The organism is Paenibacillus sp. RC67, from assembly GCF_030020805.1.
Lineage (GTDB): Bacteria > Bacillota > Bacilli > Paenibacillales > NBRC-103111 > Paenibacillus_S.
In genome coordinates this window covers 3,875,210-3,898,918 of record NZ_CP125098.1, presented here as the reverse complement: position 1 = coordinate 3,898,918, position 23,709 = coordinate 3,875,210, and the positions used below count along the sequence as shown (strand labels likewise).

The 23,709-nt window shown below is 40.8% G+C and carries 26 protein-coding genes and 2 pseudogenes; 6 read left to right on the top strand and 22 right to left on the bottom strand.

All coding sequences use genetic code 11. The annotated features are described in order from the left end of the window. Window positions 1-39: 39 nt before the first annotated feature. Together QMA13_RS17875 and QMA13_RS17870 are read left to right on the top strand one after the other, a co-directional pair. Window positions 40-1,380, top strand: a complete 1,341-nt coding sequence (locus QMA13_RS17875; RefSeq protein ID WP_282943061.1) for a YheC/YheD family endospore coat-associated protein — start codon at window positions 40-42, stop codon at window positions 1,378-1,380. Window positions 1,381-1,385: 5 nt separating this feature from the next. Then, window positions 1,386-2,744 (top strand): YheC/YheD family endospore coat-associated protein, encoded by a 1,359-nt coding sequence (locus tag QMA13_RS17870; RefSeq protein WP_282943059.1) that lies wholly within the window; start codon window positions 1,386-1,388, stop codon window positions 2,742-2,744. 748 nt (window positions 2,745-3,492) lie between these two features. Here QMA13_RS17870 and QMA13_RS17865 read toward each other — a convergent pair. The 11 genes from QMA13_RS17865 to QMA13_RS17825 all read right to left on the bottom strand — a co-directional run bounded on the left by QMA13_RS17865 (window position 3,493) and on the right by QMA13_RS17825 (window position 11,972). Beyond that, window positions 3,493-3,930 carry a hypothetical protein gene (locus tag QMA13_RS17865; protein WP_282943057.1) on the bottom strand — a complete coding sequence of 146 codons (438 nt, stop codon included), beginning with the start codon at window positions 3,928-3,930 and terminating at the stop codon, window positions 3,493-3,495. 225 nt (window positions 3,931-4,155) lie between these two features. Next, on the bottom strand, window positions 4,156-4,413 hold the full coding sequence (locus tag QMA13_RS17860; protein WP_282943055.1) for a hypothetical protein: 258 nt from the start codon (window positions 4,411-4,413) through the stop codon (window positions 4,156-4,158). Window positions 4,414-5,101: 688 nt separating this feature from the next. After that, on the bottom strand, window positions 5,102-5,470 hold the full coding sequence (locus QMA13_RS17855) for an HsmA family protein (protein ID WP_282943054.1): 369 nt from the start codon (window positions 5,468-5,470) through the stop codon (window positions 5,102-5,104). Between the two features lie 1,520 nt (window positions 5,471-6,990). Further along, the gene (locus QMA13_RS17850) at window positions 6,991-7,545 is read right to left on the bottom strand and encodes a hypothetical protein (protein WP_282943053.1); all 555 of its coding nucleotides are present in this window, start codon (window positions 7,543-7,545) and stop codon (window positions 6,991-6,993) included. A gap of 159 nt (window positions 7,546-7,704) precedes the next feature. After that, window positions 7,705-8,280, bottom strand: coding sequence for a ferric reductase (locus QMA13_RS17845; RefSeq protein WP_282943051.1), 576 nt, complete (start codon window positions 8,278-8,280; stop codon window positions 7,705-7,707). Between the two features lie 24 nt (window positions 8,281-8,304). Continuing rightward, window positions 8,305-9,309 carry an FAD:protein FMN transferase gene (locus QMA13_RS17840; protein ID WP_282943050.1) on the bottom strand — a complete coding sequence of 335 codons (1,005 nt, stop codon included), beginning with the start codon at window positions 9,307-9,309 and terminating at the stop codon, window positions 8,305-8,307. A gap of 37 nt (window positions 9,310-9,346) precedes the next feature. Further along, window positions 9,347-9,688, bottom strand: a complete 342-nt coding sequence (locus QMA13_RS17835; RefSeq protein ID WP_282943049.1) for a hypothetical protein — start codon at window positions 9,686-9,688, stop codon at window positions 9,347-9,349. Window positions 9,689-10,078: 390 nt separating this feature from the next. Further along, the gene (locus QMA13_RS17830; protein WP_282943047.1) at window positions 10,079-10,555 is read right to left on the bottom strand and encodes a ferritin family protein; all 477 of its coding nucleotides are present in this window, start codon (window positions 10,553-10,555) and stop codon (window positions 10,079-10,081) included. 167 nt (window positions 10,556-10,722) lie between these two features. Then, window positions 10,723-10,866 carry an NADPH-dependent FMN reductase gene (locus QMA13_RS36650; RefSeq protein ID WP_481858228.1) on the bottom strand — a complete coding sequence of 48 codons (144 nt, stop codon included), beginning with the start codon at window positions 10,864-10,866 and terminating at the stop codon, window positions 10,723-10,725. 116 nt (window positions 10,867-10,982) lie between these two features. Beyond that, window positions 10,983-11,069, bottom strand: a complete 87-nt coding sequence (locus QMA13_RS36645) for a hypothetical protein (protein ID WP_481858227.1) — start codon at window positions 11,067-11,069, stop codon at window positions 10,983-10,985. A 132-nt stretch (window positions 11,070-11,201) separates the two neighbouring features. Next, window positions 11,202-11,972 (bottom strand): GNAT family N-acetyltransferase, encoded by a 771-nt coding sequence (locus QMA13_RS17825; protein ID WP_282943045.1) that lies wholly within the window; start codon window positions 11,970-11,972, stop codon window positions 11,202-11,204. Between the two features lie 294 nt (window positions 11,973-12,266). Between QMA13_RS17825 and QMA13_RS17820 the strand changes: the two genes are divergently transcribed. After that, window positions 12,267-12,905 (top strand): cysteine hydrolase family protein, encoded by a 639-nt coding sequence (locus QMA13_RS17820; protein WP_282943433.1) that lies wholly within the window; start codon window positions 12,267-12,269, stop codon window positions 12,903-12,905. Between the two features lie 75 nt (window positions 12,906-12,980). On the opposite strand, the gene QMA13_RS17815 is transcribed toward QMA13_RS17820, so the two are convergent. Together QMA13_RS17815 and QMA13_RS17810 are read right to left on the bottom strand one after the other, a co-directional pair. Beyond that, window positions 12,981-13,220 carry a hypothetical protein gene (locus QMA13_RS17815; protein WP_282943044.1) on the bottom strand — a complete coding sequence of 80 codons (240 nt, stop codon included), beginning with the start codon at window positions 13,218-13,220 and terminating at the stop codon, window positions 12,981-12,983. Window positions 13,221-13,306: 86 nt separating this feature from the next. Continuing rightward, a pseudogene (locus QMA13_RS17810) lies at window positions 13,307-13,606 on the bottom strand (multicopper oxidase domain-containing protein). A gap of 744 nt (window positions 13,607-14,350) precedes the next feature. Between QMA13_RS17810 and QMA13_RS17805 the strand changes: the two are divergent. Beyond that, complete coding sequence (locus QMA13_RS17805; RefSeq protein WP_282943042.1) at window positions 14,351-15,196, top strand: hypothetical protein; 846 nt, start codon at window positions 14,351-14,353, stop codon at window positions 15,194-15,196. A gap of 742 nt (window positions 15,197-15,938) precedes the next feature. Here the strand turns inward: QMA13_RS17805 and QMA13_RS17800 are convergent. Next, the gene (locus QMA13_RS17800; protein ID WP_282943715.1) at window positions 15,939-16,064 is read right to left on the bottom strand and encodes a hypothetical protein; all 126 of its coding nucleotides are present in this window, start codon (window positions 16,062-16,064) and stop codon (window positions 15,939-15,941) included. On the opposite strand from QMA13_RS17800, the pseudogene QMA13_RS17795 reads away from it, so the two are divergent. Next, window positions 16,014-16,230: pseudogene (locus QMA13_RS17795) on the top strand (IS3 family transposase); the annotation flags it as partial. The gene QMA13_RS17800 and the pseudogene QMA13_RS17795 overlap by 51 nt on opposite strands. A gap of 76 nt (window positions 16,231-16,306) precedes the next feature. Here QMA13_RS17795 and QMA13_RS17790 read toward each other — a convergent pair. The 4 genes from QMA13_RS17790 to QMA13_RS17775 form a co-directional block, all read right to left on the bottom strand. Continuing rightward, window positions 16,307-16,885 carry a TMEM175 family protein gene (locus QMA13_RS17790; protein ID WP_282943432.1) on the bottom strand — a complete coding sequence of 193 codons (579 nt, stop codon included), beginning with the start codon at window positions 16,883-16,885 and terminating at the stop codon, window positions 16,307-16,309. Window positions 16,886-16,962: 77 nt separating this feature from the next. Further along, a complete protein-coding gene (locus tag QMA13_RS36410; RefSeq protein ID WP_349254216.1) occupies window positions 16,963-18,069 on the bottom strand; it encodes a tyrosine-type recombinase/integrase in 1,107 nt (368 codons plus the stop codon). 305 nt (window positions 18,070-18,374) lie between these two features. After that, a complete protein-coding gene (gene hisB, locus QMA13_RS17780; RefSeq protein WP_282943040.1) occupies window positions 18,375-18,962 on the bottom strand; it encodes an imidazoleglycerol-phosphate dehydratase HisB in 588 nt (195 codons plus the stop codon). Window positions 18,963-19,553: 591 nt separating this feature from the next. Then, a complete protein-coding gene (locus QMA13_RS17775) occupies window positions 19,554-19,748 on the bottom strand; it encodes a hypothetical protein (protein ID WP_282943039.1) in 195 nt (64 codons plus the stop codon). Between the two features lie 74 nt (window positions 19,749-19,822). Between QMA13_RS17775 and tnpB the strand changes: the two genes are divergently transcribed. After that, on the top strand, window positions 19,823-20,002 hold the full coding sequence (tnpB, locus tag QMA13_RS36640; protein ID WP_481858190.1) for an IS66 family insertion sequence element accessory protein TnpB: 180 nt from the start codon (window positions 19,823-19,825) through the stop codon (window positions 20,000-20,002). Between the two features lie 206 nt (window positions 20,003-20,208). Here tnpB and QMA13_RS17770 read toward each other — a convergent pair whose 3' ends face one another. From QMA13_RS17770 to QMA13_RS17755, 4 genes are read right to left on the bottom strand one after another with little or no spacing between them, the layout of a single operon-like run. Then, window positions 20,209-20,976, bottom strand: coding sequence for a GT-D fold domain-containing glycosyltransferase (locus QMA13_RS17770; protein ID WP_282943037.1), 768 nt, complete (start codon window positions 20,974-20,976; stop codon window positions 20,209-20,211). Window positions 20,977-21,004: 28 nt separating this feature from the next. Next, window positions 21,005-21,802, bottom strand: coding sequence for a glycosyltransferase family 2 protein (locus tag QMA13_RS17765; protein ID WP_282943431.1), 798 nt, complete (start codon window positions 21,800-21,802; stop codon window positions 21,005-21,007). Window positions 21,803-21,807: 5 nt separating this feature from the next. Next, the gene (locus QMA13_RS17760) at window positions 21,808-22,527 is read right to left on the bottom strand and encodes a GT-D fold domain-containing protein (RefSeq protein ID WP_282943035.1); all 720 of its coding nucleotides are present in this window, start codon (window positions 22,525-22,527) and stop codon (window positions 21,808-21,810) included. A gap of 5 nt (window positions 22,528-22,532) precedes the next feature. After that, window positions 22,533-23,708 carry a glycosyltransferase family 2 protein gene (locus QMA13_RS17755; RefSeq protein WP_282943034.1) on the bottom strand — a complete coding sequence of 392 codons (1,176 nt, stop codon included), beginning with the start codon at window positions 23,706-23,708 and terminating at the stop codon, window positions 22,533-22,535. Window position 23,709: the final 1 nt, after the last annotated feature.

Genomic DNA, 23,709 nt, shown 5'->3' with positions numbered 1-23,709 from the left:
GCATAGATCATTACTCTATGGAAGGAAAGTATCCTAACCATGATGAAGTTTCGCGGCAGTTCCTCCATTTCGAAGGATTCTATCCTGGTTCCTTACTCATTTGCTAAGCATTGGAAGTTAGTTCCCAATCAGAACCTTTTGCTCAAATATGGCATCAATGTCGTTCCTGTAAAAATTCTAACCTCAAAAAATGTTCAAGCCAACCAGATTATCGCCTCCGTTAGGTGTCTTCACAAGCTAAAAATACCGGAGGAATGTACCTTTCAATTCAATAAGTATAAATCTACGCTTACAGTAGGTCCTTATATAGGTATTCTTGTGGATAGAACTAGAGGCAAAGTGCCAACAGATAGCTTATTGCATTATGTTCAGATGGATAGTCTTATTGGAGGCTCGATACTGGTCTTTTCCCCGGGAGATGTTAACCTTCGGGATAAGACGATTGGCGGTTATATGTATATTCCCTCCAAACGTACGTGGAGGTACGGTCAATACCATTATCCAGCATCTATATTGAATAAGTCATCAGCAAATGATCAGTTGATTACTCATTTAAACAATAGCCTGGGTAAAACGATTTTTAATGATTATCACCTTGATAAATGGACGATGCACAAAGTGCTTTCAAAAAACGCATCCATCCGAAAGCTCTTGCCTAAAACCGTGTTATACCACAAACCACAGGATATTGCTCAAATGTTCAATCAATGTCCGGAAGTATATATGAAGCCGATACGTGGTTCCTTAGGAAAGCATATTCTCAAACTATCAAAACAACGTAATAAAATTGTGGTCACTTATAACGGGACATTACAAAAACAATTTGGTACCGTTCGCGAGCTAGGCAATTTCGTTAAAACGCAAACTCATCATAGTCAATATTTACTACAGGAAAGGATACAACTGATTTCGCTCAACGATCGCCTGATTGACTTCAGGGTCATTATAGTTAAAGACGAGAACGGTAATTGGCAATGGATGGGGATCTATTCCAGGTATGGGCCTAGAAAATATATTGTCAGTAACATATCTGCGGGTGGGACCGCTCAGGAAGGCACGCGAACGCTTAAAAAAATATTAAAAATGGGAGAAGCAGAAATCAGAACCCTTCGTGGCAAAATGGAAAGAAGTGCGCTTCACATTGCTAAACAGCTGGAGACCTCAGGTCTTCATGTTGGGAATATCGGCTTTGATTTTGCCCTTGATACCCAAAAAAGATTATGGCTCATTGAGGTTAATCACAACAACCCTAACCATACCATTGCTCTGGATGCAGGTGAAAAACATATATTCTTAAAAACGATCAGAGCAAATATGTTATATGCCAAGAAGCTTGCCGGCTTTGGAAGGAGCATTTCATTGAAAGGAAAGCGGAGATGAGCGTTATGTATCTTAAGAAGATAAATCATGCCGAAAGTGACTGCTTACTCGTAAGCAACGATTTTTATCGAAGGCTTGCTGCTCCTCCCAAGGCTGTAAAGGTTCATCTTGGCGGATGGAGTAGGCTATTAAAGGTGAAGAAAGCTCAAAGCTTGCCAGCCCATACCATCGGCATATCGTCCAAATCACTGGAGGGGTTGAGTCTTCCCAATTTGAAATATAAGATTATCATTAAAGGAAATAACGTCCATATTGGGCCTGTAATCGGCATCGTTGGATTTAAACCAGGAGAACGCATTTCAAAAGGTAAATTAAAATCATTTAATGACTACTTACGTTCTTATGAACAAATAAAGGGCCTTGTTTACATCTGTCGTGCAGACGATATTTCTATAAAACCAAAGAAAATTAAAGGCTATTTTTATTCCCGCCAGGGCACTTCGGGTACGTCCCAATGGACCTACGGCACTTTCCCCTATCCAACCGTTCTATATAGAAGGGCAGAATTGAAACCAACAACATATCAAGCTCTCTCCCAGGTACTCGGTTCCCGTATGTTTAACGGTTACTTCCTCGGAGAGCATTTCAATAAATGGGACTTATGGAAATGGCTTTCTCCAAACCAAGCCATCCGCAAGCATTTACCGAATACAAGACAATTGCACAACCGAAACGATCTAGATGAAATGCTGTCACGTTATGGTGCTGTATATCTGAAACCGACAATGGATCAAATGTCCAGAGGAATTGTTAAAGTCGCTAAGTCCAATAAAGGATATCAATTTATTTTCCCTGAAAATAATAAAAAGGAAAGCGCTTATAGCATCAAACATATCCAGTCAAAGGATGCATCCCGCTTTTTGTCTACCCTCATGCAAAAGAGAAATTACATTGTACAACAAGCGATAGATATCAAGCGATTTAAACAGAGAGGCATCGATTTTAGAGTAATTATGCAAAAAAATGAACGGCTTCATTGGTCCTGTACAGCTATCATTGGTCGTTTTGGCAAGAGAAACGGTATCGTTACAAACTTCACAAATGCCGGATATGCAACAGATGCTTTATCTGCTCTGCAAAAAGCGTACGGACTAAGCAAAAATAAAAGCCTTGAAACATATGAACGCATGGTAAACATTTGTATTCAAGCATGCAAGATATTTGAATCCAAAGGTGGTAATTATGCTGATGTAGGCTTGGATATGATGCTCGATACAAAAGGTGATTTGTGGTTACTGGAAATAAATATTTTACCTGATCATAAGCTTGCCCTATACGCAAAAAAGAAAACCCTTTACCTCAATCAGGTCGCTAAGCCCCTACTTTATGCCAATGCACTCGCCGGTTTTAAATCTTCTAATTAATTAGTAGCTGACGATATCGAGCATATAGCGCTTAGCAGAGGGTGCCATCTTTAAAATGAAAGTCTCGTAAGGGGACTGTTATCGCATGTATTCCTGTAAACAAGTTTAACATAACCTCAGAAGTATCCAGAGCTTCTAGTTTTCTTACTAGTCCTTAATCAAGTCTCCGTTACTGTCCAAGGATCCTTGCCAAGTTTCGGAGATCTACAATGTAGGTAGTTTTGTGTCACAATACTACAAAGTAGGGAAATTTGCGCATTTTTTAATGACACAAATTTCCCTACATAAAAATATTAAAGTCCTGAGTAATCAAGCTTTTTCGGATTGGTTTATGTAGGCGCTTTTGTGTCATTGGACAGTTCTCGCTTATACTTGTATAATACTCAATCGATTGACTTAAGAATATTCCAAGTCGGTCTCCTTAACCATCAAGAGAGCATATTATACAATTTAAGAGAAATTTTCTGAAGGAATCAAGAGAGCATAATACAATTTAAGAGAAATTTTCTGAAGGATCATTCTAGTAAGATCATCGTTGGTGAAATCCCTTTAAAGGTTTTCTTCGTAATGCAAGACACTTTCTAATCAAACCAGTGGCTCCATTTTCAGGATCTCCCCAATTTTCCACTTCAAGTTCTTCTAAAGTCATACTTATATCCACCATGTCCATTTTTCACCTCAATTGACAGCGTCACATTCACATATATCGAACTCTTCTGTTCGTTTTGTTTAATAAGAAGTGAAGGGTTTATTTGTCCCAAGGAAACTTAAACCCACCTAATCCATATGTACATTTTATTTGTTCAATATAATCTTGTTTATCAAAATGGAACATTAATTGCTTATCAAATAATTCTCCTCTACCATCAATGTAAGACCAAGTTATTATTTCTTTTGTCTTCTCTATAAATAAAGATACAGCCCCACATTCCAAATCAGCACATGCAGGGCATATATATATTGAATTCTTTCCATTTGAAAAATCTGGCTTACTCAATAGTAATAACCTTGAAATTTGTTCTTGCTGAAATTCCTCACTTCCCCACCCCAAACAAGATACAAAGCCGAATTCCTTAGCATACATATTGTATAAGGATTGTCCGTCTATAATAAAATCTGCAAAATATATAGGCCCCGGATAACCTTCCCTCAAACGCATGTTGAATTCTAATTTCGATTTTTTCATTTTGAAATCCTCACTCTTCAGAAAGAAATCGTCATCTTATAAGACGTAAACCATTTATTAAACATTCCTGCCCATTACTTTAACGGAAAACGGCAGCTGATGTTCGGCTGCCGCTGTTTCACAATGTTAGTTGAATCGTTATCTGTAAGATTAACTTTTATACATTAGAACAATGCGGACTGTAGATAAAGGAGCGCGCTGCAGCAGCGCACTCCCCTCTCAACGTCACCATTCAAGGCGTCGACCGCTTACCGTCACTTCATAATCAAATTCAAGGCTCTTCAGATATCGCTCGAACTCAGCAAAGACCGCTCCGACGCTTTCGGAAGAAGTCGAGTTCGTCGAGTCGGTAGTGCCGCGCAGCACGCCCGATGCAGCTACAGCCGCCGCAACAACCGCTTTGTTGTTTGTATCAATCGTTGTAATCAGCCCGTAGTTCGTGAGCACTGAACCGCCAAGAAAAATGAAGTTCTTATCTGCCATTTAGGACCATTCCCTTCGTGTTATTAGATTAGTTCTTCCTGACTTTGACTATCTTTGATCTATAATACATTATCCCATCCCTTTCCATTAATGTCAATCCTTCTGACCTAACCGAAAAGAGACAGGACGGCAAGCCGATCCTGTCTCATGTAATTACTCCCGCTCCGTCGTCCAATACGGCTCTCCGGATTAGATCGTTGCGCCAACGCAGTCGTTTATCGCGGCGTTCTCCGTTGTTCTCCAATCGACGCAGCCATCAGGATTTAATTGGGGCATGCATATCCACCATGATACACATTAGACGAGCATTCCCGTAATTGTTGCGCATAACTGCCCGTTCAATAAAAAGGACGCTTCCATGCATTCGCTTGGGCTGCGTTCTCCTACTTACATTATTTCCAATTATTAATTAAGAGAACGTACACGGGTAGCATGTAATCCTTAAAAAGTATCTAATGTTATTTCCACAAATTCCCTTGGCCGATTTCCAATCCACAAATCGCTCCCCGCCATCCGTCGGGAATGAGATAAGGTTCTTGTCACCCGACATACATTCTTCATTTTCTGTCGGATGACAAGAATTTGAACCGTTTAACACAACGATTCTGTTGATTTTATGAAAATGAGCCTCAACTTGCAAAGTGGAAAAACTCCCACCTTGAAAAGGTACGGGAGTAAATGAATAATACTATCTCATCATGCCATAAATAAGTCCTGAAATATAAGGGATCAACCAGAGAATCCAAACAATGAGACTGAATTTATGGAATTTTAGAAGCATCGTTTTATTTTTACGAATGACCACAATCGTTGCCCAGATGACATGGAACAACATGAGCCAGAGGGCTAGAAGTCCTGTAATTCCATGAAAATTGAAGGCAAATCCTCCTTCGGCAATTTTGCTCATCAGCGTTGTACCAATGGAATCGCAAATTAATCCAATCCAAAAAATAGCGATATGCCATCCTTTTAATGTCCCTTGAATTTTTTCGCTCCACACCCCTATGGTATAAAAAATGAGGGCCGATGTCATAGAGATAATAGCATAAGTTAACATAAGAAGTCCTCCATATGATGTTATTTTCATACTTACAATAAAAATGATGGCGCCGATTAGGATCGTGGAACTGCATAGCTGTCGATCCGGTCCTACTCACCATCTGTAAGATCATATATACACTGTTGATTAAAACTTAAAAGAGCATAAATCCAAGCATTTTCGTACCACTCCTCTTCTAAACCTTAACAAGTTTGTTCTAGGTCGTAACTTTCTTGCCTTACATCAACGATTGTAGATCAAGAATATGAACGGACCATGAATAGGATATTACAGAAGAGATTTTCACATCTGGACATTCACTGCCTACATCCTGTACAGTTTTTACGGTCACTATGAGGCCGACTCTGCAACTGTTGCGATCATTTGGGGGTGTCCTATTGCGCATTTAAGAAAAACGCGTAAACATGTACGTTTCCAGTTCATAACTTTGTTCGAATATTACTTATGAAAATGGTTAAATTAATAAAAAAAATGGAATGAGCTAGGATAATCCTTTCTGCATATTTCCAAAGCTAATACCACGTGACGGCGGCGATGAACATGATTTGCGACTGATCTATGATACTGTAGATGACGTTCATACAATCCACCTTCTTTTTTCATAACTGAATGGTACGAACAGGCTGAATAATCCCAGAAGCACTACCAAGATTAAGCACAACTACTCCTAACTCAAAAGAATAAAATTCGGTGATCCCCAGAGTTTCGCGGCAAATCCTATCTATTCTTCTCTTCTCCACGGTAATCAGAACAGATTCTTGACATACAGAATTGACAAGAATTTGTTCCGATAAAATAAAAATCCGCAGCTTCTACGGATTTTTATCGGTCTATATTCTTGACACTCGACATCTGTCTAGCACACTTTTTATACACTTGACATATAAATAAGGTGGCAACCACATTCTTCGCCCTTTACGATTAGTATAGGGATTTTTTTTGCCATGAACTCCTTTAACCCAAGCTATAGTAAGAAAGGATACATAAAATAAAACCGGGGCTCTGGCAAGAAACTCCCTAGATCAACCCTTCTCCTACCCTATCTAAAGAACATAGGGATTTTTTATTCAAAAGGAATTCGTCTGATTTGTTCCCCTAGAGTCTCGCCCAGCATCGATAATAAATGTGTTAATATATTAGTATTGGATCAGAGTATAGTCAATGTTATCCACTTTATTTCAAGGGGGTTTTTAATAGTTCAGTTTTTATAGATTCCCATTTAATAATTGTACAATCACTCTCCTCTCTCCCTTTACAACATATAATGAAGCATATTTGTGTACCTCACACGTTTTATAAGCAACGAATATCATAATCTCGAGACCGAACATTTTCCCATACCCTAGCAAATTTTTCCTCATTGTATTCTTTTTTTATCGATTCAATTTAATGCATCAAATATTTATTCGAAGCCAGTAAAAATAATTTTTTACAGTAATCGTTAATCTCAACATAATAGATAAGCCAATGTATTTGACCATATCAATGCAAACGCATTTACATAGAAGAAAATTAATTTATAAGAAAGCATGAACTAAAAATAGCACAGCAAATGCTAGCCCTGACCGTAAATGCCACTTACGATCCAGCCTTTGATAGCGTAATAATCCCGATACGGGAACAGGAAGAAGAACCAGCAAGGCAAGCAAACCGCTTAAGTTATTAAAATCCAATTTAAAGCCATACATAAAGACAGCAACTGTATGAAGTACGATAAAGGCAATAGCAATGATCGCCAATGGGGTGTGCCATCTGCGAGCAAAGCGCAGTAATGTGGCAAGCCCTTTTTTCACATGAACTACACCATCCCCTATACGCCGTCTCTTAACAAAGAGAAGCACGTAATAAGCCAGTACAAAAAATAAGGCGATTCTGGCATACGATCCAAAATTTTTAAACGTATGTTCGAACTGTCTGTTATGCAGAGCTTCTAAAGAAATCTGTGATAACCCCTTAAGCTGCCAAAGCACGAGCAGAACAGCTAAAACAAACGCTACGCTTATTCCTAGTCGCTCCTTTTTTGGTATCCATTCCTGGTTCAGCCTGCCAGCTTCTTTTTCCTTTGTATTCACTTTATCTTGCCTCCGTTTAGATATGAATAATTCCCCTAGACCTCTGTTCTTCTTAGGAAAGTAGTCTTTCCTAACTGCTATATCGGCTGTGTTTCCAACAAGCAATAGCCAAACGCTCACCACCAGCTTTCGTCGATCAAAAACATGCACCGTTTGTTGTTACCTATGTTCCTGAATCAAGGATGATTGGGAGCGGCCAGCTTTGCCGTGAACGAAGCCGCGAACCACGGATACACCTAATACAGCAGCTATTGTAACGAGATACATCACATGAACCGCAGAATTGCTGGTGTCCGTACCCAAGTAATATCCGTGAATGAAGGCCATGAAAAATGACGGATATGCCATTAAGTGAAGGACGAACCAGACAGACTTTTTCAGCTTATTGCGGAGGTCCGTTGTGAAGATCACAATCAGCATGAGGTAACCGGAAATCGTGCCGAGCCCATTCAAAATCGGGTGCTGCTTAGATGTAAAGGGAATCAATACTTCAATCCAAGTATACGGCATATATGCATCGATCACTGTAATAGTGCCGTGCAGTAAACCGATTCCAGTACCTGCTAGTGTAAAAAAGTTATGGAGCTTGTACATGTTTTTTTTCCAAGTTACAGGCAGGATTGGCATGCGATAGGATATCCCGAGACAAATCCCGATGGCAAGAAACAAATAAGATACGATACCTAATGAACGAATAATCTGCCATATCGGTAAGTTAATTATAGTTTGTAACATAGTGGTCCCTCCCATCCCTTCTGATTAAATCGTAATATGATATTCATCAATATCGACCGTCTTCCATAAATCGCTTTTCCCATAGAAATGACTTTGACAGTCTTCCGTAAACACTAGTGCTTCATAGCCGGGAGCACGTGCCAACAACAACTTTGTTCCTTCCTCTCTGCCCAGAATGCAAATGGTTTTAGACCAGATTTCACATTCAATCGGGTCTTGCCCGATGACTGTACATTGCACCGTGTCGCTCGTACTGGGCCGCATCGTGCGCGGATCGATGAGATGATGCTGAGCTCCTTGGCTGTTGGTCCATTGTCTACCTAGTGTACTGGAGGTCGCGACTGCCATCTCGTTGCGACTAATTACGCCAAGCTCTTTCTTTGGGTTCCAGGGATCTTCGATCCCGATGGACCATTGGTGTATTTTCTCTTCATCAGAGCTCCATGCAAGAAGATCTCCTCCCGCGTTTAAGAGGCCTTTTTCTACGAAACGCTTATTTCGAATATAAGAGGCGAAGCGTTTAACCGCCCAGCTTTTGACGATTCCGCCCAGATCCAGATGCAAGCCCGCCGGCAGACGTACGGATTTCATCTTAACATCGAGGGCGATAAATGGATAAGTTTGAGTATGGCAGTCGCGGAACTGACTCGAATCCAGCCTGTCTATGTTGAGCAGCTCGAACGATTCGCAATAGCCCGCTTCTTTCAGCGCTTGCAATACGAAGGGTTCGAATATGTGATCTGTCTTGATGCGGTACAGCTCTGCGAGCTGCAATACCTCTAGCATGGGGTCCGACACCATACACGTTTCGCCGGCTGACCGATTCAGATAACACAACTCGCTATTCGCCCGAAATCGACTGAAGCACTGTTCAACTGTCTCAAACCAGTTTTTCGCGAGGAGGATCAAATTCTCTGCCTCATTCTCCGCAGCTTGAAACTTCACTTCGATCCACGTATTCATGGCGTGGAAGCTACATTCATATTGACCAGGCATATTAAATTGGGTAACGTTCGTGGACGTCATCATTTATCCCTCTTTTCAAAAATGACATGAAGGCCGACGATTACGATCTCCCAGTCTTTGAGCGGGAGAAAGTGTCCGAGTTGTGGCTCGAGCGTCTCTCCGTGTTGCCGGATAAATCGTTTTGGTTATTCTTGGAGCCCGGGTTAGTTAAGCCATAAGCACCGTTCGTGTCGCTAGTGCCGGACATTGTTTGACTAGCCCAACGATCCATATAATCTTCTGTCCCAGCATTCGCTGAGATCTTTGGATCCGTGGTGCCGTTTTTGGCAGCTGTCGTCGCTTGCTCGAATGCTGAACTTGCTTTCACTTCATGGAAGAGAAAAGCTGCAATTACCGAAGCAATCATACCAACCTGCCATTTAAACCATTTGGATTGTTTCATGTTAGATGCCTCCTAATGTAATTATCTCGCTGAGAGAACTACTGTGTTCTTAATTAATAAGTTTCATTATGCTGTACCTCTCTGAAATGATCATGAAAATTTCCTTAACTTTTTCTGAGAGAATGAATATGACCGAAAAAGAAAGAGACCCTGTCGGTATGACAAGGTCTTTTCCGTTATGAGCTTTATCAGTGGCATTATGCAATATGACCTTCAATTGTTTCATATGGTGAAGTCAGTCGAGGATGTGTTGAAATATGTTAAGATAATGCTGCTTGATCTATACATGCAAATCAATCTTTTTTCAACATCCTCTGCAATGCCTTTGAGCACGCCGTTATCTACCATTCCAATTAAAGCGGTCAAGTATCCTTCCTGTATGGAAATTTGTCAGTGCTGCCCAGTTAAATTCCTTATAAGTAAGTTATTATATTTAGCTGCATGCTTTTGCTCATCAAGGATTATTCCGTAAACCGTATCTTTATAAATCCCAGAAGGTAGACCAAACCATATCTTCCGATACTTTTCAACAGCTGATAACTCACCTTCAAAAGCCTTTTGTAACCCCGCAATATAAGATTTTACTTGTTCAGGCTGTTCATTACTAACGCCTGTCACTTCGTAACCTGTTAGGTCTCTGTACATCTGTCGGAACATTTGGTTATGTCCCCGTTCATCATTTCGAATGGAAGCAATAACTGAGGCTTGTTCGGGATTAGGTGCAAGTCTAATGAGTTGATCATAAAATAGCTCATCGTTCCGTTCTCCTTGAACTGCTTCTCTTATTAATTCAAGTGCTTGTTGGGTAGAAATAGACCAAATTGGAGTAAACGCGGATCTATGCCAGTATGGGTTAATCAAATACATAGAAAAACCTCCATTCATACCTACCTTTAATTGACATAACATCCTATGCTTATGCCTATTAAAGTGTCACAATAATCGTATATGGTAAATTCAAGGTGAATGATTAATTTTAGTATGATTAAAATTTGACTTGTTATTTTAAATAAACGGAAAATAGAGTGCATTTTTCAATCCACCGGTATTCCTGAGTTATACTCTGGGCTAACAATGATAATGCCCGCTGCCTTTTGAATCGCCTCACGAAATTGCATAACTGGGTCTGGTCCCTCTCCACGATCCAAATCCGCGTTATACAAGGGAAGATTCGCAATCGATATGTATTCCTATACTTTTCAACATCAGCCAATCATTTGCGGTAATATATAGCCCATTTATACCATGAACCTTCAAGAATGTGCCGAGTATTGTGTTAGTCATGTGGTAAAAATTACTGATACTTATGAGTTTTTTCATCAACAAGCTTTTTAGGCGTAACATCATTTCCTAACTCATCGATAACAGAAACGTTTAACAGTGTCTAGGTCCCCATTTCATTAACTGAGAACCTCTAAAGTAAACCCTCTGGATACGGAACAATTAGCCTTGATAACTTCAATCATACTATTGCTTTCTTCTTCAGTACCCTCAACTGCCGATAATTGTTTAATTAATCTATTGTTTCCCGTGAAGCTTCATACTGTTCAAGTCCCTCAAAATTGCATCGCCAATCAGACACCCATGCGGGAAAATATCCTAATCGATGAGCCATTCTCTGCGAATCAATGTTACTGGCGATTACGTCATAACTCGGTATTTCTCCACGTTCCAATATTTCAAAAGTTAACCTGTTTACAAGATAACTAGCCAATCCCAAATTACGATATTTAGGTAATACTTCTATCCCAATTTGCCATAGTTTAGCACAGGTTTTGCTTGCTCCTGCCTCACCAACTATTTCCCCATCTTGCTTTGCAAGCACAGCTAGATCAGTCTGCTTGGGAAGGTTGGTATCATATATAATAGCTTCATTGAATCTTGTAATATCAAATAAACTGACCACTTCCTCTCGCTTAATCAGTTCAAATGAAAAAAAATTCGGCGGTGACACTGACTTTATTCTTTTTACATCAGGAAAAAAATGCAAGTAAAGACCTCTGATAAAGGGTAAGCTGAATATGGTATCCCTGTTTTTGCCCTGCATCTGTGTTTTAGCAATTAACAGCCGTTCGGGCGTAGCCGATACTACAATTGATTTTCCCATAGACAGGATTTCGAAATAACGTGCCTTCCTCGGAAATAGTCTGCATCCAGGATTTTCTTTAGCTTCAACAAAAATAATGCTGTCCTTTTCGCCGTTCAGGTCATCGATTGAGCAATTCAGGTCAATAGCAAGTTGTGATTGCACAGTGAACAGCATTTCTTTTTGTGTCATAATCATCACTATATTTCCTTTCTCTTTATAACTCCATAATACCCTAATATGGTATTACCCCTTTATCCCTTCTGTTAGCGTAACGTGGCCGCCAATTCATGACGGCAGTCTCATCATAGCTAGCTTATGTGATTACGGCTATATTGTCTTGCTTGAATTGGTCGACAACGTCTGAGACCTTGGGAATTCCGGACTGAATATTAATACACTTGTAATAATAATTGCATCTAAATGGGAAAATAAGCATGAATAATGGACTTTGATTTAATAAGGACAATCAGACACAAGAAGGTGAACACGCTGGATAAACTGAAAGAGAACCTAGAACTGAAAAATACTGCTGTCATCGTGGTGGACGTACAAAATGATTACTGCCATGTTGAAGGAGCAATAGCAAAAACCGGAATTGATGTTAGCTCAGTAAAGAAAATGATGCCTAATTTGCACAGCCTGTTACAATCGGCACGGGAGCATACTATTCCTGTTATTTTCTTAAAAACTAACCATGAGAAAGCGACCGATTCGGAAGTTTGGCTATCTCGATTTAAGGATGGTATAAATCCTATTTGCCATACAGGAAGCTGGGGAGCAGAATTTTTCGAGGTTGCTCCACTACCAGATGAAATTGTTGTAAAGAAACATCGATATAGCGGTTTTATTCATACGAGGCTGGAATCTGTTTTGCAGACACTTAAGATTGAAACACTTGTAATGACTGGTGTTAGTACAAACCTTTGTGTAGAATCAACAGCAAGAGACGGTTTTATGTTAGATTATCGTATTGTGCTCATGAGAGATGCCTGTGCTGCTTTTTCTCAAGAAGAACATGATATGACCTTAAAAACCGTTGATACATATTTTGGAATGGTTGCCGATACAAAAGAGGTAATTTCCTTTTGGCAGCAACAAGTAAAAAAATCTCTTCAACCTGTAACCTAAAATGATTTGGAGTCAATTATGTTGTAGTCATCACTGTTCGGGGGACGTACGCCATTGTTTCCGTATTAGCATTCACTAAATTTCCTGAATTGGAACGGAACAACATAGCTTAATGAGGCTGCCATGTATTTTCGTGGTGGCCTCATTCCATCCTAAATCAAAAATAAGTCCTTCCTGCCCACGTCTCGGTACAATCCATTCGCCCTGCACTAATTCCATCTTATTGATTTGCAACAAATCTTCGGTGAAAAAGTGCCAGTTCTCAATAAATCCGTTTTCATTTGGTTCAAGTTGTTGAAACCCAGATCTCTTCATTTGAACCGTGAAGGGTAAATCATCTTCATTAGGATACTACCAAGTCGATTTCTCTTCTTCAGGATTTCAAATGGCCTCATCATCTCTTAATCTTCATGCTCAAGCATGTGACAATGCCATACAAAAAGTCCTGCGAAAGGATCGAATCTCGCGATAAAAGAGGTAACGTAACCAGCGGAAGCAGGGATCGTATCTTTAAATCCTCTTTCGTTAGGTTCAGGAGGAGCAGCTGGCCCTGTAAACTTAAGATTTCCAGTGGCATGATAATGAGCAACTTCAAAAGCTTGGCGCTCAAGGATTTACAAATCAGCGACATGTAGATGAATGGGGTGATCATCCCTTGTCACATTGATTAATCGCCATATCTCAACTGTTCCTAAGTCCATTTTCTCGGAAATAGAATCACTCCACATTTTATTGTCCAGTAAGTTCAAAGACCTTCCATATTTATCCTCCACTCTAACAAGTCTGAGATCTCTTGTCCTTGTTGCCATCTCTCTCGAAAGAAAATCAATTTTCGTTAAATGATCTGAAAGAGTACTAGTATCGTTGCCTTATAAAGGAGTAGTTACTCTGACTGCATCACATCGATTGTTTCAGCGGAGGCACCCTTAAAGACATTTTTAAGTACGATCGACTTGCCGAAGGATTGAGAAAAATCAATGATCACATCCGCACGTTCAAGTTCGATTTCAATACCGTGTTTGTGTGTTATTGGTCAAAAAATAACCTCCTTGTAATATATGAGCTTAAAACAAATTCATTTTAACACGACAACTATTTTGATATGTTGCTCATCAATTCGAACTTTATTCCTTACACCGTATCGTTCATGAGTGTTCTTTTTAGACTTTATGATATTGTTGTATGACAAGAATATCCTGTCGGAGAATGGCAAGCTACTGATTTTTAAAAAAGAAAAGATTAATAGTAAAATGTGTAATTTTGTGTAGTGATTATGCTATGATGTATTTAGTATGTATAAGCCATCTCTCTATTATTAAGGAGCATAAATATATGTACCAGTTCATTGTAACCCTTCAAAATCTAACGTTACACAAGTGAAGTCAACCATATTACATCAATATATAAATACAAAACCACTCTTTAAGATGGAGTGGTTTACTTGTATGCAAACACGAACAAGGCAAAGAAAATTTTTAAGGTATGTAGAAAATAAGCAAAAGAAGGCAATGAATACGTCTTTTGGGCAATCTATTATAATAGTTATTATGAACAAAACATGTAATACTAATTTTGGAGTGAATAGTGTGGCTGAACTGAGCAGAAAACAAACGAAAAAAGAAAAAAATATATCTCTTATCAATAAGTTAGAAGGTTATTTCAATCAATTTAAAGGAATAATGTTTATCTTATTTTTACTCTACGCTTCTATTACCTCTGTGATTATATGGAAAAATAGCGACTCGATATTTATGTCTTTATTGTTATTTGTAACAATAATTCCATTCCCATTTTTTTTGAAGCCAAAATATATAACCAAAAATTTTTTTTTACTTAGTTCTATTGTGTTATTTGCAATACCAATCTCCCTAAGTACTCTTTTGCTGATGTTCTTATTTTCTATAAGCTCTCATTATATTAGTGAATATTTTTCGTTTTATTATTTATTCAGTATTCCCTGTTTCTCTATTATGATATTTCTAATGTTTATAAAACAAGAGGCGTTTCTAGATAAAGCTAAAGTCTCATTAGAATATAACAACTGGATTTATCAATTGATATTGTTTGGTTTGGTTTATTATTCAAATTTGCTAAATGACCCTAAAGATTTTTCCGTCTTAATTCCTGTTGTAAATGCAGAAAAACTAAGTCAAAAAAACCTTTCAGACGTTAAAGAGTTATTCTCTTTATTTCTCCAGATATCGTCTTTCCCTTTTCTTATTGCAAATGGCATTTTAAAGTCTATAGTTGAACACAAAGTATATAAAAAAGCTATTCCAAAAGGAAATTGAAAGCGATAAGGATGCTAATATAACCTCATAATTCGTAAGATATTTCAGTCAGGTAATTCGTTTGTCGAAGCGGGGAGCACGGTCAATTTTCGGCGCGTTTCCTGCGATACGAGTGGTTGCCACACATGGGGTTTCATAGAATTATATACAGGCTGCGGCTCCCATTAGAGTTAAAACCGAGGGACAGATATGTTTGGTTCGCCACCCAGAGGCTTTTGCAACTAGACTCGTCGAGCTGTGGGATGGTTCAAGGCAACTGAGCTGTGCTGAGTGTTGAATGAACATACAAGTGTATTGAAGACTATAATGATGGTCCATAGCGATAAAAACCCTTTATTGTTGTTGTTGTTGTTTGAGGATGCGGCCAATGTCCCTCTCACATATCAGCTAAAAACACGAAAGGAGCGTGCCGAAGTACGGCTCCAATCCCAAGACTTAACATCTTACAACTTCTTCGGCACTTCTTTAAATTTACCACCAGAGGTTTACTGCTTCCCACTTCTGAGACAGCCCTGTTGTCGGATTTTCAAACTAAAAATTCTCAACTTCCTTTTGCTTTTATTCATATTTGATTCTTTCATCAGCAAGTTGCTCTAGGATTTGTGCTGCATGTCGATCTATCTTTATCTAAATATTTTTCTACCGAGACATACATGATACCCGCAACAACCCCTACTGTTACAAATGGTGCAGCCGCAACTGCAGCTGCTACTACTGCCTCCTGTTGCAACTGCTCCAGTCGTTACGACCGCCCACCTACTGCTGTACTAGCCATTGCCGAAGTAACAGCCGTTCCAACCGCTACGACCGCTCCCCCATGTCCCGCAAGGGAACGTCCGCTGATAATGCCTCCATCGAATCGTTTCATTCCACACTAAAGTCTGAAACATTCTATCTCGAAGGGCTCACTTGTACAAACGACGACAATCGTTGAACAAACCGTTCGAGAGTACATCACCTACTATAACTCAATTCGCATTCAAGCGAAACTAAATAACCAGTCGCCGGCTGATTTCCGACGACTGGCCGCTTAACTTGAAAGGTGTTTTGATCCCTGTCTCACAGATGGGGTGCAGTCCCCGCCTGCTCGCGGGAATCGAAGAGCTTTTCTTAGTGGCCTCTCAGGGCATGCTCGATTCGCTTATCCGGAACGAACCAGATCACGGCAACGAGTACGAAAAATAAACCGGATATCCAAGTACTCACATATGCGGTCAAGACCGCGATCAAGTAGAGCAGAGGAGATAGTTTCCCCTTCCAGTCTTTGCCCATCATCAGGACAATTGAGGAATCGCCGGAATGCTGGTTAATAATCGCACGCTGAAGCAGCCAGTACGAAAGCGCCGATAGTAATAGAATAATACCGTACAGTGCCGTTGGAGTGGCCGCAAAATGACTCTCTCCCATCCAAGCTGTCGTGAATGGCACAAGGGATAACCAGAAGAGAAGCAGCAAGTTGAGCCACATCAACCGCCCGTTCATCGTTCGAACCATGTGCAGCAGATGATGATGATTGTTCCAGTAGATGCCAATATATACGAAACTGAAGATGTAGCTGAGAATCTTCGGGCCAAGTTTGATTAGCGCATACCAGTCATGGCCTTCCGGCACTTTAAATTCCAACACCATGATCGTAATGATAATCGCCAACACGCCATCGCTAAACGCTTCCATCCGATTCGCTTTCAGAGTGTTTCACCTTTCCTCGCTTCGCGCTTTTTTCACCTATTCAACAACAGTAACTTTGCATAAAACCCTTCATCTTGTCAAGCAAAACTTTCAAGAATTGTAATCTCTAAAGCCCGCCTATGGTCTGGAGGTAAGCACTCATCACAAAGAAATTTATTATTATGAATTGATCGACCATCGAGTCCAAAAATCGCATCATGTTTTTCCCTATTTGTAGTCCAACATCCACAATTCTCACATCTACCGCAATTCATGTTTAGAGGATTCAAAACCCGGAATGAAGATTGGTTCCACTTTAGAAAAACATTGCCATCATCTGACTCTACAACATAGTAACTGGTATTTACTAATACTGTTTTCTTCAATTTACACCTCACAGTTATAAATACCTTCCTGTTCTCAGATATACTACCACAGGTGCGTTCGCTTCGTTGAAGAATTCTGCCCTTTAATTGAGCGGTGACATCATTAAGACAACAACCGCTGCTACAACCTAAAAGTAACGAGAGTTCTCGCCGTCGTTCCCCGCGCAGCTGGGCGTATATTTGAGTGGTTGATGCTTTTTCATACCCCAACATGCCTTGAATGAAATCTAATGGTGTACCGTTATTAAGGAGCTTGCATGCATTGGTATGACGAAACCGATGTGGATATACATTAGCTTCGAGTTCTCCCCGATTGGCAAGACGTTTTAATGTCCACCTGATCGTCGGAATAGCCATCCGCCTTATAGGATGTGTATCAGTTACAAATAAGGCCTTGCAAGAGTCCTCACGGCTCGCGAGGTACTTCTTCAACCACACTTTACATTCGGTGGTAAAGTAAACCTCTCTTTGTTTTGAGCCCTTGCCATTTACAATTGAGGAGCAATTCTCCCAGTTCAGATCTTCGATGTTCAACTTCTCCACCTCTCCTACCCAGCAACCGGTACTGTATAGGAACTCTAGAAGAGCCCTTTCCTTCAGGGACTGGCAAGAGATTTTCAAGTGAATGACATCTTCCTCAATCAAAAACTTAGGAATACGCTTGTCCATTTTGGGTTCGCGTAGCTTCAAAGAAGGGTTTGATGATAAGTATGTCTCTTCATAGGCAAAGCGGAACAGGGAGCGAACAAAACGTATGCGATGTGCCAGACTGCTGGGTTTCAAGCGATCGGACTGCTTTGCCAAGTATTCCTTCAACAAGTTACCTCAGAAATATCTAGGTCTCCTAGCTCTCTTACAAGCATCTTGAACTGAAGTGTGTAGGCTTTCAATGTACTTGGACTAAACCCCTTGATATGCTTATAAGCTTCATACAGTCGCCATAACTCGCTTAAATCATAAATAAAACCTCCCATAAGAGCTACTAAATCTAGTTTGCTTCTTAGGGAAGGTTTTAGACTGACTTTATTAAACTATAGTACCCGTTTAGCGTAATCGGCAGATGTCCATTGAAACAAATTCCTCCCCCACAATTTGTTACACACAAGCGTCTTTACATATATTTTTCATAATGATAACGTACCCTTCGTAGACGGAATAACATCGCCTGTTATCCTAATTGCTTTCTTCAACGCATCGCCGAATGCCACGAAAATTGCCTCATTTATATGGTGTGTATTTCTGCCGTATTCCAAATTGATGTGCATGGTTATCCCGCTATTATGCGCTACAGCGATAAAGAACTCTTCGGTTAATTCGGTTTCAAACTCGCCTACTCGTGTTGAAGGCATTTCCACGTTATACACTAAAAAAGAGCGATTAGATATACTCAAATCCACTAATGCTAAGCTCTCATCCATAGGTATACGCGAACTACCATAACGGTTTATGCCTTTTTTATCCCCTATAGCCTTTTTGATTGCTTGCCCCAAGCATATTCCAATGTCCTCAACCGTGTGATGTCCATCTATCTCTAAATCACCTTTGCAATCCACATTTAGTTTTATTCCTGCCCTGAAAGCAAAAAGCGTGAGCATATGGTTAAAAAATCCAATTCCCGTTTTGATGTTGCCTACACTGTATTCATCAAGATTAAGCTCCAGTTTAATTTCTGTTTCTTTTGTTTTTCTGTTAATTAATGCCTCTCGAACCATAACAAACTCCCTTCTTAACTGAGGTTTTGCCTTTTGGTATTGCTAGCCGAATGAATTCGATTAAGACCACATTCTTTATCACTTTACTTCTCTAATATATTATCGCAATAAAGTGAAAATGTAAAGTTATGTAAGTGTCGGTCAGCCACGCTAAACTGCCCGTTAGTTTAACGCTGCAGTTTAGTACCTCGTTATCCTTGATCAAGCCTAAGTTACTGTCCGAGGATTCTTGCCAAGTTTTGTGTCGCAATACTACAATGTAGGCACATTTGTGTCATTGGACAAGTATCATATCACTAAATAATAATCGATAAGGACAAGTCTTTTTTAAGAATTGTTCTGGTTTTATGAATTCAGTTGACTACCTGCCTACTGGTTCATATGAAAATGTAAGCCAGATTGATGTGAGTAATAATTCTGCACCTTGTGTCAGCGCTTAAGGTAAATCCGATGGTAGCGACTACGACTTCAGGAAATTCCTGGAATGCCACTTCCCTACGTCATCGTCTCGACTGACAACAGTGAAGGATCCGCTTCACGCCTGCCGGACGTATTGCGACGCTCGTAGGCGACCTGCTCCATCGGTGCTTCTTACCCGACAGGTGTGGCCTGCACTTCCACTTCTTTAAACAGATTCAGCTCCAGTTGATCCGGATGCGTCCTCTCGCAGGAAACGTCAAAACGCTTCTGCTTCGCCAGAAGCTCTATGTGTACAGGACGGTGCGGCTCGCATTGAGGTGTCTTTCGTGCGCTATAGGTATCATGCTGAATCCGGCGCTGCTCCAAAGGGTCTAGTTCACTTGTGGACCCAACGACTTGCGTAAATCCATTGAGGGTCTAGCCGACATGGTACAGGAGAAGTGATAAATCCTTTTTCCACTGCGCTGTTCTGTAACCGCATGCTGGACAAGCTCAAAACCCTACAATGGGATCACACTGGCTTCTGGTTGTATTATCGTCGTTTGGAGAGCGGCATCTTTAGTGACCCTTCAACGGCACCGCCCCATTTTGTCTTACCCCGCGGTCGCTGCTTCGAATGACTGGTTTCCGGCTAGGCTACGGCCCCTGATCGGCGCACCAAACCTTCATCGTCTCCCAGCTCTCCTTGTATGCCGCAATTCGTTTCGTCCAGATTTGTTGCAACTATTCGTTAACCATGTCACCATCCTCTATCGCAGCCCAAACACATAGTCTATCGAACAAAACTGGTAGCCCTCCGGTCCATGCTGCCGATCTTTTTATATTTTTACATTTCTAAGAATCTATCTAACTCAATCTGTCCAGAAAGCCACTCCACACCCTCGATTTTGCCGGTAATAAGAGTTTCCATACCTTGGCCAATATCAAAGGCTACTTTCCCAAGTTCTTTAGCTATATAGGGCGCGAGAATGACTGCATTAATACCGGCCGCGAGTAAACATAAGTCAAATTCATATTGGGTCATTTCCTGCTTTACTCTAGGGATGTCCTCATATTGCTCTATCATTATTGTGCCTGTAATTTCAAAATTTAACTGTTCTTTCAACCCCTTATCGAGGGCATGTTTTACTTCATCAGCATAGCTGCAAATAATGATAATTTTTTTGTTTCTTAGCATTTGGTGAAACTTTTGCTGTTGAGATATCATTATGACTCGTCTTGTGTATGCTTCATATACGTATCTGGGGGTAAAACCATAGACTTCAAATACTTTTCTGGTTAATTCGCCTGCTCTTGATACTTTTATGCAGATACCTACAATGTCGGCGTTTTTCACAGCTTCTAACGCTTCATTACGTGCTTCGATATTAGGAAACCTTATCCCGCGATGAGTGTGGCCTCTTTTAACCAAAGAGTTATTAGCAACATGCGCCTCCGGGTTATTCATAAATTGTTCTTCGGAGAAAAAGCCGTATTGAGCCAAGACATGGGTTTCGGTAACTCCAACGGATATGACAGAAAGCGGTAATTGATTGTCTAATGAGTATAGTATTCTATCCATTAATTGGTTTGTATTTAGTTCTATATAGGACATCAACATGCACCTCTTAAAAATGATTAGGTTAACCTATCCGTGTTGCTTTTGGTTTCAGATAGTCAACTTTCAGCCAGCCGTTGTCAGTTACAAACACTGGATCGAACTCATCTCCCCAGCGTTTCAAAGCGTCGCGCACATTCCACTCAGTGATTTCTTTGTAAATGTCCAGCAAGTTCGTCTGATTATGCTCATGTCGGCGGTGGATATAGAGAGGGGCGTCAATCCAGTGAAAATGGTACTTTTCTATTAACCGCATCAATACGCGTTTATCTTCCATATACCGTCCTTCAAACGGATCGTCCGTTGGCCATCCTCCAACATCCCTTAATGCCGATGTCCGATAAAATCTAGGCCATTGCGATAGATTCGACTTAAGGAAATCATATTTATCATGAAATGAGCGATTTTTTTTGATGACACTCTCCGTTATATTTCCATTACTGTCCATAAAGAGAGAATTGATGTTACCACTGATCAGCCCAACATACTCAGGCTGTTTAAGTGCCTCAGCCAGTAGTACCTCAATCGTATATGGATAAAACCAATCATCCGCATCCAGTTGTACCACATAAGGAGTTGTAACCGCCTCCAGACCGATATTCATACTCTTCGATTGTCCAATATTGCGCTCGTTCCAAATGTAAAACACCCGGCTATCCTTCAAATAATGGCTCACTAGGTCGATGCTATCATCGTTGGAGGCGTCGTCGATCAGGATGATTTTCCATTCCTCATAAGTCTGTTTGAACACCGTTTCCATCGCTTCTTGCAGATAATTTCCGGCATTATAGGTTGGAATCAATACGGTAACTTCTGCCTTCATTACGATCACCTCAGCCTTTTAACAAGTCCCTCGAAATCAAAGTCTTCTCCGTCGATGATTAAATCAAGCGCATGGCCGAAATCAATAGCTACCTTGCCGGTAGCATTCGCCAAACGGGGAGCAAGCAGCGTCGCCGGCACTCCAGCAGCGATCAACGCGATATCCCAGCCGCCGACTTGGCACAAATGCTGATAAGCCTGCTCCAATTGTTCATAATCGGAAAGCATCACCGTGTCCACTACAGTAACGCCTTTGCTTGCAAAAATAGGTGCCGCTTCCGCCGCACGTCGCCCTACTAGTACGAGTCGATATGGTCGAACCCAGCCCCAAAAGAAAGGAAACCTTGTCATATGATGAGTGATCCATGCGGAGCATATGGTGTAGAACTCTAGACCGAGATTCCGAAATGCTTGCCTTGAATACTCAGCACCAGACATATCTTCAAGCGTAGGCAATATACCGGCGGTTGTGCAGGATTTAAATGCTTCCACAAGCTCCTGTTTTAAATTCCCCCTGGTTACACCATTATACTTCCGGTAATACTCCATTCCCCTGTATAGCTCGGGGGACTCCTGCAATTCGGCAATTTCGGCGTGGCCGAAACGCGCAAGTGAGTATGGAGTTCCTTCTGTCACTGCTGTGTCTATACATTCGAGCACTTCCTCAATCTTCAACAGGTACCTTTCATAGCTAAAGTCTTCAGTAAACGGCCGAAGCTGTTTCAATCTAATCAACTCCTGTTTTCTGGTTGGATGTCTATCGGAATATGGGGGAACTTGTTCTTGATATGAGGAAGCAGATATAGCGCTTGCCTTGAACCCAGTATGATGATCCTCTCAATCTCCCTTGAAATAATCAGTTTGCATAGCATCTTTTCTATCAAATCCAGCCTTAGCTCGATTCCGGGGATATAAAGCGATAATTCGAAGATATCGTCGGTTAACCAACTAAAATCCTCCATCCCCGACTCCATCCCGTATCCGGTTGATACCATCGTTGTTCCATACCAATCAGGATGCATGCCATCGATAAAATTCAAATGATTATCGGCGATTCGATTACGCTGGATGTGAGGCAGCAATAATAGCCATCTCGAACGTTCATGACGAACAGGTCTGGTCTCATAGCGGTTCCAATCAGATCCCTGCAGATCGGGCTTAATCCTGTCATATAATGTCTCCTGATCCCACTCTTGCTTCAGCTTAACCAAATGGCTCTCCTTATAGAGATCAGGATGATATGCTTTGATTTGCTCAAACAGCTTATCATGATGTTCCATAGCTTCGTGAACCATTGAAATTCCATGACGACGGTAAAGGAAGAGGCGTTCAAAAACTTGATACCCGTACCAACCGTTCTCTCCCAGCGTGATCCAGAAATCCCAATCCTCATAGCCCATGACAATAAAATCCTTCTTATATCCGCCAGCCTGCTCCCAAGCACTCTTACGAAGCATTGAGTTCCCGCAGGTGATATTATGAAACAGTTGAGTATGAAAGTTAAACTGCGGTGCGGGATAAGACCAGTTTTCCGTCCCGAATGCCTGAACCCATGGAGATACGAAACCGACTCCGGGATAAAGCTCCAATATCCAGAACGCCTTCTCCAGATATGTGGGATGAATGAGATCATCAGAATCGAGAGGAAGCACATATTTCCCCCGAGCCTCAGCAATCCCCCGATTTCTAGCGGCAGCAAGACCCTGATTGGATTGACGGATAATGCGCATCTTCGGCTTTTGTAGTGTAGTTAGCTTCTCTATGGTAAAGGGGTCAGTGGAGCCGTCATCGATCACTATAATTTCGAAGTCCTGAAAGGAGGAACGTAATACGGAATCGACCGTTTCCTCTAAATACTGCCCGTAGTTATAGCAAGGAATGACCACGCTGACCAACGGCATCTTCATG